The organism is Cohnella endophytica (assembly GCF_003628305.1).
GTDB lineage: Bacteria > Bacillota > Bacilli > Paenibacillales > Paenibacillaceae > Cohnella > Cohnella endophytica.
On the sequence record NZ_RBZM01000007.1, the window covers coordinates 71,480 to 84,774 of the forward strand.

At 55.2% G+C, this 13,295-nt stretch carries 8 protein-coding genes; 6 read left to right on the plus strand and 2 right to left on the minus strand.

Translation table 11 applies throughout. The annotated features are described in order from the left end of the window. Position 1 precedes the first annotated feature (1 nt). The 4 genes from D7Z26_RS16310 (at position 2) to D7Z26_RS16325 (ending at position 8,383) form a co-directional block, all read left to right on the plus strand. Positions 2-1,693, plus strand: coding sequence for a GxGYxYP domain-containing protein (locus tag D7Z26_RS16310; RefSeq protein WP_120978060.1), 1,692 nt, complete (start codon positions 2-4; stop codon positions 1,691-1,693). 23 nt (positions 1,694-1,716) lie between these two features. Next, a complete protein-coding gene (locus D7Z26_RS16315) occupies positions 1,717-4,407 on the plus strand; it encodes a carbohydrate binding domain-containing protein (protein WP_120978061.1) in 2,691 nt (896 codons plus the stop codon). A 126-nt stretch (positions 4,408-4,533) separates the two neighbouring features. After that, positions 4,534-6,519: a beta-galactosidase gene (locus D7Z26_RS16320; protein WP_120978062.1), complete on the plus strand. Its 1,986-nt coding sequence runs from the start codon at positions 4,534-4,536 to the stop codon at positions 6,517-6,519. Between the two features lie 22 nt (positions 6,520-6,541). Then, positions 6,542-8,383: a beta-galactosidase gene (locus D7Z26_RS16325; protein ID WP_120978063.1), complete on the plus strand. Its 1,842-nt coding sequence runs from the start codon at positions 6,542-6,544 to the stop codon at positions 8,381-8,383. A gap of 399 nt (positions 8,384-8,782) precedes the next feature. On the opposite strand, the gene D7Z26_RS16330 is transcribed toward D7Z26_RS16325, so the two are convergent. After that, positions 8,783-10,222, minus strand: a complete 1,440-nt coding sequence (locus D7Z26_RS16330) for a hypothetical protein (RefSeq protein WP_233566981.1) — start codon at positions 10,220-10,222, stop codon at positions 8,783-8,785. Between the two features lies 1 nt (position 10,223). Further along, positions 10,224-10,949, minus strand: a complete 726-nt coding sequence (locus tag D7Z26_RS16335) for a TrkA C-terminal domain-containing protein (protein ID WP_120978064.1) — start codon at positions 10,947-10,949, stop codon at positions 10,224-10,226. 165 nt (positions 10,950-11,114) lie between these two features. On the opposite strand from D7Z26_RS16335, the gene D7Z26_RS16340 reads away from it, so the two are divergent. Together D7Z26_RS16340 and D7Z26_RS16345 are read left to right on the plus strand one after the other, a co-directional pair. Continuing rightward, a complete protein-coding gene (locus tag D7Z26_RS16340) occupies positions 11,115-11,300 on the plus strand; it encodes a hypothetical protein (RefSeq protein ID WP_120978065.1) in 186 nt (61 codons plus the stop codon). A 203-nt stretch (positions 11,301-11,503) separates the two neighbouring features. Then, positions 11,504-13,255: an ABC transporter ATP-binding protein gene (locus D7Z26_RS16345; RefSeq protein WP_120978066.1), complete on the plus strand. Its 1,752-nt coding sequence runs from the start codon at positions 11,504-11,506 to the stop codon at positions 13,253-13,255. Positions 13,256-13,295: the final 40 nt, after the last annotated feature.

Here is a 13,295-nt window from a genome sequence, read left to right on the forward strand (position 1 = left end):
GTTGGAAAAGACACGGAATTCGCGATTCGAGCCGATGTTCGTCAAAGTAGCCGGACAGGCGGAGGCGCTCACGATATTGGATTTGCGAGTACAATTCGGGGACGGCGACACGACGGATGCCATAGCCAGCTCCAGAGTCATTCAAGGACTCGTTAATCGGAGCGGCAAGGACAAGCTGTACCTCTATAACGATTGCACGGATTCCACCCACGACATCGGCGGACGGGAATGGAACGCGCAACTGGAGTGGCAGCGGCAGACGGAGGAGTTAAGAGATTTGCCGACAGTAACGCTGGAGCGGGAGCTGGGACTTAACGGAGGACTTCACGCCTTGCTTAAACGCTACTCGGACAAGCTCCGCGGATTCGTCGTCTGGGATCCGAATCCTCACAACAAGGTGAACATGGCTACGTTCGGCGCGGCCGTTACGGTTGCTTCGCAATTGGAAGGGTTGGCGGTGTCCCCGGATTTATTGGAACAAATCCAAGGCTGGGGCTTCCGGTTCCCCGTGCTTGAGGATCTGCGGTCCTATCGGTTCCAGAGCGATCACGAGGCATTGGAATGGAGCATCGACCGGTATTGGGAAAGCTCCAATCGCGAGCTGAGGGCGGTGTTCTCCCTAGGCATGGACGGATGGGCGCCCGTGACGGAATGGGCGGATAATTGGCTGAGCAACGACACGTTCCATGAAGGACCGATCGATTACGCCGTGGCGGTGAACGGCTTCTCCTTCAATATCAACATGATGGACGGGAACGACGATTACGCGCTGTTAAAGCTGTTAAGGAAATACCCGGAAGGCAAATCCGCGATCTTGGGTTGGGTTCCGACGCACCCGTTCGTCTATGGTTTCTCGGAGATGCCTACCTGCTTGAACTTAACGTCGTATTTCGTCGCGGGGGTCAACGGCTTCTCGAACATGAGCGTATTCGCTTCCTTCCCGGATAGTAACGTCGGGTTTCCGGAAGGAAAAGCTCTTGCCGCGCAGGCGGGCGACGTTTTCGTTAATTTCTTCGCATCGGACGGAGATGCCTTGCACTGCGTCTATCGCGGCATGTTCTCCGCGTTCACGACTCGGAAGGACGAGAACTTCGGCAGGATTCCGATGACATGGACGATCTCGCCGATTCTCGCGAATCTGGCTCCGCCCGTGTACAACTTCTTCGCCCGCCAAGTGCCGCCGACGAGCGATCTCGCGGCGGCTTGGGCGAACAAGGTCCACACGGTACACGATACCGCGCTGGCGGAGGTTACCCGCAATATCAAGCAGCATGCAAATCTGGCGAATCTCGGGATTAATTGGACCGTTCACTCCGCGGAAGAGACGCAGCTTGCCGATAAGAATGAGTGGGACGGCATTATCGTCGGGTACAGCAATAGCAGAGTCGAGGCGAAGCTGTCCAAGCTGAATCCGAAGACGGCAGTCTGGGGAACTTGGTCTTTCGGCGAGCACGTCATCGACGAAGCGGTCGAAGGAATCAGGCAATGCGCGGAAGAGCGACAAGGGAACGAACCGTTATTTATGTCCATACTGCTTGGGGCGGCGTTCGATAAGAGCGGCGACTTCTATTCTCAAGCCCGTATGATCGCGGATCGCCTTTTCGATGGACCCGATGGAGCTCGCTACAAGTTTGTCAATGCCCGTGACATGGCCGCTACTTACAAAGGTTATGTCGAAGGCTTGCAAAAATAAAAAAAAGCGAGGAGTTGCGATTGATGTTTCAAAGAAAAGCAGCATGGAAGTTGCTATTGGCATGCGCGGTTGTCCTAAGCTTGGTTCCGAACCTTAAAGGGTTGCCCGCGAGCGCGGCGACGCCCCGATTGACGGAGCCGCTATTCACGAAGGTGCCTCAAGCCACGGCTTTAACGGTCATGGACATGCAGGTTCAGTACGCCGGAGGAGATTCCAAGGACGCCATCGCGGCGGCAAGAGTGTTGCAAGGCTTAGTCAACCGCACGGCCACGAACAAAATCTATCTGTACAACGATGCCATCGACGCGCTTCACGAAATCGGCGGAAAAAATTGGAACGCGCAACAAGATTGGATTACGAATACGGACGAATTGAAGAATCTTCCTAAAACGACGTTGACCCGGTCTTCCGGAACGGACGGCGGATTGCATGGCCTGATCAATCAATATTCTTCTTACGTTCAAGGTTTGGTCGTCTGGGATCCGCGAACGGTCAACAACGTCAACGTCGCCACCTTCGGGGCGGCGGTCACGATCGCGGCGCAGCAGAACGCGCTGGCCGTGTCTCCGGCCTTGAAAGACCAGTTGGTAAGCTGGGGCTTTAATTTCCCGGTACTGGTCGATCTGAGAACGAACAATTTCCAGAACGACTATCAAGTCATGAATTGGAGCATCGACAATTATTGGGCTACCTCCAATGCCAACATGCGGGCGGTATTCTCCTTGGGCTCGGACAGCTACTACGATATTAACGCCTTTAACGAAGGTCCGATCGATTACGCCGTGGCGACGAAAGGTTTCGCCTTCAACATCAATATGAACGATGCCAACGACGACACGGTTCTCATGAAACTGATGAATAAGTATACGAACGGCAAGACGGCGATCCTCGGATGGGTACCTACGCATCCGGGCGGTACGGGAACGGGCGAAGCCCCGGCCATTCTGGACGGAACATCCTATTACGTTCTTGGCGGCAACGGATTGTCGAACTTCAGCGTGTACGGTTCGTTCTCCGATAGCAACATAAACTTGCCTGCCGCCGTGGCCAGTCCGGTGAGCAGCAACGATGTCTATATCGGTTTCATGTTGACGGACGGCGACGCGCTTCATTGCGTTTACCGCGGCATGTTCTCTGAATTCACTAAAGAAAAAACTTCGACCTTCGGACAAGTTCCGATCACGTGGTCGATCGCGCCGCAGCTTGCCAATCTGGCGCCCCCGATCTATAACTTCTTTGCCAAAAATCTTCCCGCCGGAAGCGATCTGACGATCGGTTGGGCGGACAAGGTGAACGGGGCGAACGATTCCGGGTTGGCGTCGCAAGCCAGCCACTGGAAGCAGTACGCGGACCTGACGGATATCCATACGATCTGGACGGTCCATTCCCAGGAAAATTCCCAACGGGCGGATCTGGTCGGTTGGGACGGAATCACGATCGGATATACGAACAGCCAGATTCCGATCCATCAAGCGACTCTGCGCCAAGACACGACGGTGGTCGGAACGTGGAATTTCGGTTATAATGCGCCCGCGCAGGATATCGTAAACGGCATTAAATCCCACGTCGCGCAGAACGCGGGCACGCCGGTATTCATGATGATCACGATCGGCGCTCCATTCAGCGAACCGGGAAGCTACTATGATAAGGCCAAAGAAGTTGCAAATGCCCTTCAAGCGAACTCGGGCGGACGGAATTACAAGTTCGTTGGCGCCAAGGACATGGCCGCGACGTACAAGCAATACGCCAATGGCGGAGGCACTGGCGGCGGGGGCGGAGGCAACCTGATCTCGAACGGCAATTTCGAGCTCAACCCGATCAACGCGAACGGATGGAGCGCGCAAAACTGGAACAACAATGCAACGTTTACGTGGGCAACGGATCAGAAACACGGCGGAACCTATTCCGCCAAAGTAAACGGAACGGGAATTAACGCCGGTTACAATAGGGACGGCGTAAGCAAAATCTCGATCGGGCCGGGACAGACCTATACGCTCAGCGCTTGGATGAAGACGAACGGCGTTACGGGAACGGGAGCTTGGGTATGGACGGAGCAACTGGATTCGTTAGGCAACGTCATTAGCGCCACCCGATGGGATAGCGCAAAGCAACTCGGCACGAACGATTGGAACAAAGTAAGCTATACTTTCACCGCCGCTCCTAACGCGACGAACATGAACTTTTACGTTCATTTGAACGGCACCGGAACCGTATGGTACGACGACGTCTCGCTCGTGACGGGAACGGGAACCTCCATTCCGAATGGCGATTTCGAATTGAATCCGATCAACGCGAATGGGTGGAATACGTTTACTTGGTCCGGATCGCCGACAATCACGTGGGCGACCGACGACAAGCATGGCGGAACCCGTTCGTTAAAAGTCGTGTCCGCATCCAACGGGTTCGGGGGCGCGAACAAAGACGGCAGCCGCATTCCCGTTACGGCGAACACCTCCTACACCTTGACGGGTTGGGTGAAGACGAACGGAGTGAGTTCGCCGGCCGGCGAAGGGGCATACTTCGCGATCGGCTTTGCCGATAACGCGGGTAATTGGCTCGGTGGAAGCACGTACACGAACGTGATAACGGGAACGCAAGGCTGGTCGTTGGTGTCGGTCACGGTAACGTCTCCGGCCAACGCGGCCACGGCTACGATATCCGCCAGGTTAAACGGAACCGGAACCGCCTGGTTCGACGACGTCACGCTGAACTAACCGAACTACCGACTACCGAACTACCGAACGAAACGAAGGCATCGAATACGATGGATAGGGAGGATCCGCGAACGGGCTTCGGCCCGATTACCGGATCCTCTGCCATGAAACGAGGGAACGAGCGCTATGGAAAACGAGAATGCATCGCAACGATCGCCAAGGCTGGGCTCCTCCTATTATCCCGAGAGATGGGACGCGAGCAGGTGGCCGGCAGACGCCAAGCTGATGAACGGTATCGGATTCGATTTCATTCGCACGGGCGAATTCGCCTGGAGCAAGTTCGAGCCGGAGGACGGACGATTCGCCTTCACATGGATGGACGACGCCATTCAAGTATTCGCCGACCACGGAATCAAGACCATTATGTGCACGCCGACGGCATCTCCGATGCCGTGGATGTACGACAAGCATCCGGACATGGTTCCGGTTACGGAAGAAGGCAAGCCTTTCGGCCCGGGAGAGAGAAGGCATTATTGCTTCAACAATCCCGACTTCCGACGTTACGCAGACCGGATGACCACCCGTATGGCGGAGCATTACGCGGGTCACCCGGACATTTTCGCCTGGCAAATCGACAATGAGCTGGGCGGGGAGGAGTTTATCTGTTATTGCGCTTATTGCAGAAAAGCCTTCCAAGCCTGGCTGCTCAATAAATATAAGACGGTAGAGGAGTTAAACCGGCGATGGGGAGGAACGTTCTTTAGCTTGGAGTTCACGGAGTGGAGAGAAGTTCCTCTTCCGATCGGGCACAACGTCAACTTCTTCAACCCTTCGATGAAAAAAGACTACCTGCACTTCTATTCGGATTCGATGAAGGACTTCCTAATGTCGCAATATCGCATCTTGAAGCGGCATCTCGGCGATATTCCCGTGACGACCAACCGCTTTACGGTATTCTGGACGGACAAGTTCGACCTTCGCATGGATCGGGAGATGGACGTTGTCGCTTTCGATAACTACGATCTGGAACTATCCTTGGCGGCCTTCCACCATGATCTCTACCGGTCCATCCAGCCGGAGGCGAAACATTGGGTGCTGGAACAGCATACCGGATTGCGGGATTTCGGAGCCGATCAGCGGGACATTATCGCGCAAACGGTGCAGTCGATCGTACGCGGAGCGGAACTGGTCTGTTACTTTAGCTGGAGACAGATCAACTACGGGGTCGAGCAGGATTTTTACGGGGTCGTAGAGCATGACGGCTCGCCCGGCGATACCTACGACATTCTAAAAGACGTCGTGGGATGGGTTCGGGGAGACGGGGCTTTTCTCAAGGATCTCAAGACGAAGAACGACGTAGCGATTCTGCATTCCTACGATTCTTCGATGATGTACTACGTGAATCATATGTTTAACTCTACGCATTATCATAAGGCGCTTTACGAGCGGTTCTATGTTCCGTTGTTCGAACTCGGCGTCGGTGTCGACTTTATTCATGATTTTGCCGCAATGAGCGGATATCGGGCTGTCGTTATCCCCGTGCATCTCCTGATGAGCCAAGAGGGGCTTCGTCAGGTAGAAGCTTACGTGGAAGCGGGCGGAACGGTATACGCGACAGGCGATTTCATGCATAAGACGGAAGATAACTGGCGGGCATACGGGGAGACGATCGACCGGATCAACTCGTTGACGGGAGTTCGGCACCAGAAGCTGTTGTTCGTGCCGAAGCCGCAGGAAGGGCAAGCGCCTTATCTCTTCTCTTATCGGGGACAGTCTTACTCGTACGAGGGTTATTTTAACAAGACGGCAAGGGATGGAGACGGATCGGCGGATCGGACGCGCGTGTTGGCGGAAGTCGAAGAGCCGGCGATCGAACGGGGAACGTCCGCGGTAACGGAGAGCAGACAGGGGCAAGGGAAGTTCGTCATGATTCATACGCTTGCTGAAGCGGCATTCCAGAGAAGGCTGTTCGCGGACGACCTGCCAACGATCGGCATCGAGACGCGGGAGCTGCCGAAACAAGTGGAATGCATGCGGATGCACGATAGCCAGGGCGAGCCGGTCGGATATTTCGTGCTGAACCAAAGCCGGGAAAGTTATGAGTTCGTGAACGAGAGGTCGGGAGAGCGGACGGTCGTGCAGCCCGGAACGTTCGAGTGGATTCGAAATTAAGCAGGGGGAGAGGACGAACATCATGAGCAAACGGATATTAGGCGGCGTGTCTTATTATCCTGACCATTGGCCAGAGAAAGAATGGGAAAGGGACATGCGTCTCATTAAGCAAAGCGGATTGGATATCGTCCGGTTCGGGGAGTTCTCATGGCATTGGATAGAGCCGCGGGAAGGAGCGTTCGAGTTTGCCGCTTACGACCGTTTTATGGATTTGGCTTTGAAGCTGGAGCTGCAGGTCATTCTGTGCACGCCGACGGCGGCGCCTCCTTCGTGGCTGCTGCATAGGTACCCGCATGTCAGGCTCCTCGATCAGCGCGGACAGCCGCATCGGGGCGGGAGACATATGATCTGCTATAACGATCCGGTAGCAATCCGTTTGGCGGAACGGGTTATCGCGAAGCTGGCTGACCGGTATAAGGACCATCCGGCGCTCGTCGCTTGGCAGATCGATAACGAGCCGACATCGGGGGAATCGCTGGGCAGCGAGACGATCTACGACTATCATCCGGAGACGGTTAAGGCTTTCGGAGCGTACCTGCGGGAGCAATATTCGGATCTCGACTCGTTGAATACCGCTTGGGTCAACGCTTTCTGGAGCCGCAGCTATTCGGAGTGGGAGGAAATCGAGCCTCCCCGTTCTCCGGGTGGAAACCCCGGTCTCTGGCTAGCCTGGATGCGGTTCCGGGATTGGAACGTGACCAAGCAAATCCGCTGGCAGCGGGATCTGCTGAAGTCGATTCGGGCGGACATCGCCATCGGAACGAACATCCCCGAAGTCGGCACGGTCGAGAGCTGCTGGTTAGGCCAAAATTATTGGCATCAATGCGAGGGCTTGGACTACGCGGGAATCGATATGTACGTATTCCAGCGGGATGCGGGCAAGGAGCGGAGGGCGCTCGCTTTCTCGAGCGACTTGATGCGTTCGGCAGCAGCTGCGGGAGGCGCGGAATTCTGGGTGAGCGAGACGCAGGCGGGACCGCACCGGCTGCCTTGGAGAATGACGTTCGTCGGCGGAATGTGGGGACCGGAGTTTCTGCGCGAAAGCACCAAGACGTTCATCGCCCACGGCGCTGAACGGATTCTCTACTTCCTGTGGAGGCCGTTAACCGGCGGACAAGAGATCGGGATGAACGGATTGGTCGATTTCGACGGTTCTCCGCATGAATTGACGGAAGCTCTTCCCGGAATTCTGGAAGAAGGCAGAGCGGAACAAGGCAGGCTCCTAAGCAGGCCGATCGCTTACGTTCACTACTCCAGGGACAGCTTGTTACTGGCTTCGGGCTTCGATCCCGATCCGACGATGGACACCGCGCTGAGAGGCTGGCACTCGCTGTTGTTCGAATGGGGTTATCGAGTTGAATTCCTCGATGACGAACAATTCGCGGCGAAGGAGTGGACTTCGGGAGAAGTGTGCGTGCTCCCTTATACGACGGTTGCCGGGGAGCGCGTGCTAGAGGCGATGAGGCGCGCGGCTGCGCGGGGAGTACGGCTTGTCGGCGGCTTCGGGACCGGCTACTTCAACGAGCACGGTGCCGTCGCCGTTAGGGGGCCGTCCGATAGTCTTGCTGAAATATTCGGTGCCAGACTCGTCGGCTTCGATATCTTGCCGACGGATAAGGCACCTAACATCGAAGGACATACCGAGCCTCGGTTGGACGTGCTGGTCGCGGAGCTGAGGCTTGTCCCCGACGGCGAGGTCTTGTTGCGCAGCTCGCAAGGAAAGCCTATGGTCATCCGGAGAGGTGGCTTATCCGTAGCTTTCGTAGCTTTTGATGCCGGCACATTATACGGGAAACTGTCCGACGAGGATAAGCCCGCGTTTGCGGCGCTTCTGGGGACTGCCTTGTCTGTAGGGATAGCGTAAGGGAAGACCGCATTGGTTTATAGTTGGAGGATGCCTCGGTTTCGCTATCTACATAGCGTTCCGAAGGCATCTTTTGCTGTTGATGGGACTTTCGTGGAGAAACTTGTAGGCTGCGTGCCTGGTACATAAGTAATATCGGGGCAGTTGCAGTTCGGCGAAACCGAACTACGTGCCACGAAAACAGCCTCGCGGATGCTGCAGTCCGGCAAAACCGAACTACGTGCCACGAAAACAGCCTCGCGGAAGTTATAGTCCGGCGAAACCGAACTGCGTGCCTCGAAAGTAGCGGATGAGCAACTGTAGTCAGGTAAAACCCAACTATAAGCCTCCAATATCACCACTGAGTAGCTGTAGTCCGGCGAAACCGAACTCCACCCCCGCCGAATCGCTTTAGCCGCTTTAATTCCGCTGCCGCCGAATGAAATCTCTCCCCCATTTCCAGAGGACGCCGATGACGAGCAGGAAAGCGACGGTAAGGCCCGTGAACGTAACGACGAACGCGATCCACTGGAACAAGGAATAATCGTTGAGGAACGACCATGAATAGTCGCCTTCAAGGTCGTCAATGACTTGGTTCATCCCATAGATGCCGCTAATGACCGTATAGATCGTCAAAATCGTGAGCAAGTAGCCCGATTGTTTGGAGGCATGCTTTTCCTGGTATTTAAACAGGTCGTTCAACGTTTGTTTGACGTCCTCGAACAGCTTGTCGTTTCCGTACACGTTGCGGAGCTGATGGAAGATTTCCCTCCCTTGCGTCTGAGCGACGATTTCCACGAAGTAATACTTGGCGGAGAAACAAGTGATGTCCCGGATGAGGTCTTCCGTATGCTCTTGCTTGCGCTCCAATTGGACGCGCGAATAAGCGACCGACAATTTCAGCAGCACGATCCGGTGAAAAAGGTTCAGAAGCAGCCCGTAATAATACTCGCCATACATCTGATTGGCTAGCCGGTTAGCCGTAGTCAGCTTCTCCCGCGTCAGGCAGATGAAGCAGGTCTCGTCCGTGACGTAGTAGGTATTCGGCGCCCAGCGGTTGTATTCGAAGTTGTCGGCGTAACGCTCCATGTAGGGCTTATGACTAGCGCTGATCCTTGCGTTGCCTTCCGGATCCAAGCCGTCCAGCCTTCCCGCGCGATAGCGGTGCAGCAGCGTAATGTCGGTATCCTCGGGGAACGCGCAGAAGCCGATCACGAACATCCGCTGATCCATGAAGAAGGGCAATTTCTCGAAATACGTGCCCTCCATCGGGGAACGGTCCAAGAAAGGCAAGAGGTGCGGGACGATCGCTTGGAAGACGAACTTCTCGATCTCCATGAACCGTTGGTCGCCGCATTCGACGAATGCGGCCCTATCTAGCGTATTCGAGTCTTGAAGGTGGCGCATGCGGTCGCCGAATTCCAGCGCTTCGCTGAAGCTAACGCTCTGCTCGGCGTCGATCTCCGCGCGTAGCGTGAGAAATCCGGTATGGAACGGGCAGAGCACGACGTCCGCGGAATGGATCGTGAACCGGATACTCCGGTTGAAGAAATGCAGAACCGCCGCTAAATCGGTCGCTCTCGTTAACCGGCGGAAAGCCTCCGGGTCGTTGGAGCCGGGGAACAGCACGTGGTTCGTGAAGGGCAAATAGTATCTTTCCATATCCCGGTGGGATATGCGATTATCCGGTCCGTAAAATCGATTTTCAAGCTCTAGATTCCCCAACTCAAAAGGCTGGTACCCTTGCTGAATTAAGCTGTCTCGCAATCGATCATGGCAGTCGCGCTCAAGCGAGAAGGGGAAGAGGAACTGAAAAGCCGCTTTGGTAAGCGTCGGATCTTCGCTCTTGGCAATGAGCATATCAGCTCCCCCTTTCCATCCAAGACCACGCTTTTCTCTCGTCGGCGGGTATTCGTTCTCTCGCCCGAAGCTCCATATCGAAGGCTCGCCGGATATGGCCCGACTCGCCGTAGAGGTAGAGGACATCCCCTTGCTCCAGCTTCGTCGTCATACGATTTTTCCGTACCGTCTCGGCGCCTCTCCCGATGAATAGGACGTTCATATCCGCGTCGGAATGATTTAGCCATAGTTTATCCAATGTTTGTCCGATTAGCGCGGAGTCCGCCCCGATCGGAATATCGATGAACGTATCGTCGTCGCAATGCAGGAGAACATCGTTGATCGGCAGTTCGTCCACCTCGAATTTGCGTTCGAGGGGCATGGCGAACTTGCTCTGAAGCAGCGGCCCCACGGCCGGAAGCTTTAGCAGCAACAAAATGACGGCAAGCAGAGCAGGGATGACGGCAAGCCCGGAAATCCGGAATTCGGGAGCCAGAATGCTGCTGATCGAAGAGATGATGACCGCAAGCGAGAACACTCCGAACAAAATGAGGAACATGCCCAGGCGACGGCGAACGGGATGACCGAGGATGAGCTCGGATTCTCTAGTCGTAAATCCGGTGCTCGTAAGCAAGGAGATGACCTGGAAACGGGCGATGTCGTATTTCAAACCCGTGGAGCGCATGAGGACGACGGCAATCTCGATGACTAGCAGGACGATTGCAATGTAAGTGACGATGAACCACACGAGCCTCAGCTCCCCCGGAATTCAGAACGGTTGTATTTAAGGTATTACCCTGAAAAATTTTTTCCAACCCGTTGACAGCATTTGGGTGACGATGTTAAAGTTGCAAATATACTTTGATGAACGGAAAGGGGGTTACGAAGATGATTAACGGAGCTGGTCGATTCGATGGATTCGATATGCCTCATGGCAATGTTGCCGCAATCGTTGTACGTAACCCCCTCGCGAACAATCGCTAACGGTCTGGAGATTCCGGAATCTCCGGCAAGACGTGGCGAGGCGCATGGTTACGGTGACGTAATCGTGCGCCTTTTTTATCGCAATCGGGAGCTTTGGCGGCAATTGGCCGCTTAAGCGACGAGTGCGGGCGAGGATGGTTATCCATCTTCTGCGAGGCGTATCGCTTACGGCGGTATGCCTTTTTTGTTCTTTCATCAAGTAAAACGGTTCTGTCGTCCCAAGGACGATAGCATACGTTTGTAACGTGCGGCTAGGTAGAGGAAGGAAGTAGGATCCGATAGGATCTAGCCGATTCAGAAGGGTGTGAACTCATAGATATGTTTATCGTACTGAAGAAATTAAGTTGGTTTTTCAAAATGCATTGGAAAAGGTACACGATCGCGGTGTTCCTGTTAACGCTCGTGGGAGTCATGGACGTCATACCTCCCAAGCTTATCGGCGTAGCGGTCGACGGCATCCAGCAAGACACGCTGACTTCGGGCAAACTGACGGAGCTACTCTTGTTCTGGGGCGGACTTACGGTCGTGGGTTATTTAATCACGATCGTATGGTGGTCGCAGTTGTTCGGCGCGTCATTCGTGCTGGAGCGAACGCTTCGTTCGCGCTTGATGCGGCATTTGCTGAAAATGACCCCGACGTTCTACGAGCGTAACCGTACCGGCGATCTGATGGCCCGGGCGACGAACGATCTCGGCGCGGTATCGGTCACGGCGGGCTTCGGTATCCTTACGCTTATCGATTCGACGTTGTTCATGACGACGATCCTGATCGTCATGGCCGGATTGATCAGCTGGAAGCTTACGCTTGCCGCGATGCTGCCGCTCCCGATCATGGCGCTGCTCATGAAACACTTCGGCAAGAAAATCCACGAACGGTTCATGAAATCGCAGGATGCTTTCGGAGACCTCAACGATCAGGTGTTGGAATCCGTATCCGGCGTTCGCGTCGTGCGGGCGTTCGTGCAAGAGGAAGCGGATCGCAAGCGGTTCAGCGATACGGCGGACGACGTCTTCAACAAAAACATACAGGTCGCGAAGATCGACGCCGTGTTCGAGCCGACGGTAAAAATCTTGGTGGGAATGAGCTATTTGATCGGTTTGTGTTACGGAGCCGTGCTGGTGTTCCGGGGAGAAATTACCCTGGGCGAGATGGTTTCGTTCAACATGTTCCTCGGGATGCTCATCTGGCCGATGTTCGCGATCGGCGAACTGATCAATATCATGCAACGTGGTAATGCCTCGCTCGACCGGATCAACGAGACGCTCGGATCGAAGGAAGACGTCTTAGAGAGCGAAGCTCCGGTAAACATAGACGTTCCCGAATCGATTGCCTTCGATCGCGTGACGTTCCGGTACCCTTCGTCTTCCATCGACAATCTAGTGGACATCAGCTTCAAGCTGAAACGGGGACAGACGCTCGGGGTCGTCGGACGGACGGGAAGCGGGAAAACGACGCTCCTCAAGCAGCTGCTGCGCGAATATCCGATGGGCGACGGAAGCTTGACGGTCGGGGAAATTCCTTTGGCCGAGCTGGAACGCGAAAGGTTAAAAAGCTGGATCGGCTACGTGCCGCAGCAACCGATCTTGTTCAGCAAGACGATCCGCGAGAACATCTGGTTCGGAGCTTCGGACGAGGCGAAGGACGAAGAGCGGTTGAACCGCGCGTTAGAACTGGCTTCGTTCCGCAAGGACGTCGCGTTCTTGCCGGAAGGCTTGGAGACGCTCGTCGGGGAGAAGGGCGTTGCCCTGTCCGGCGGACAGAAGCAACGCGTAAGCATCGCGAGAGCGGTCATCGCCGATCCCGAGATTCTGATGCTGGATGACGCGCTGTCAGCGGTAGATGCCAAGACAGAGACGGAAATTCTCGAAGGCATACGGACGGAGCGCGCAGGCAAGACGACGATCATCACGACGCACCGGCTAACGGCCGTACAGCATGCGGATTGGATCGTCGTGCTTGACGAAGGCCGCGTTACGGAGGAAGGCACGCACGAACAGCTGCTGCAATTGGGCGGCTGGTACAAGGAGCAATACGACCGTCAGCAGCTCGTTTCCATCGTGGAAGCGTAGTTGATAGGACGAAGAGATATGGGCTTGGAAACAAAGGAAT

What these genes read in the sequence shown, in the direction of transcription:
- D7Z26_RS16315 (WP_120978061.1), top strand. Translation starts at nt 1,717, where the DNA reads ATGTTTCAAAGAAAAGCAGCATGGAAGTTGCTATTGGCATGCGCGGTT.
- D7Z26_RS16320 (WP_120978062.1), top strand. Translation starts at nt 4,534, where the DNA reads ATGGAAAACGAGAATGCATCGCAACGATCGCCAAGGCTGGGCTCCTCC.
- D7Z26_RS16325 (WP_120978063.1), top strand. Translation starts at nt 6,542, where the DNA reads ATGAGCAAACGGATATTAGGCGGCGTGTCTTATTATCCTGACCATTGG.
- D7Z26_RS16330 (WP_233566981.1), bottom strand. Translation starts at nt 10,222, where the DNA reads ATGCTCATTGCCAAGAGCGAAGATCCGACGCTTACCAAAGCGGCTTTT.
- D7Z26_RS16340 (WP_120978065.1), top strand. Translation starts at nt 11,115, where the DNA reads ATGGATTCGATATGCCTCATGGCAATGTTGCCGCAATCGTTGTACGTA.
- D7Z26_RS16345 (WP_120978066.1), top strand. Translation starts at nt 11,504, where the DNA reads ATGTTTATCGTACTGAAGAAATTAAGTTGGTTTTTCAAAATGCATTGG.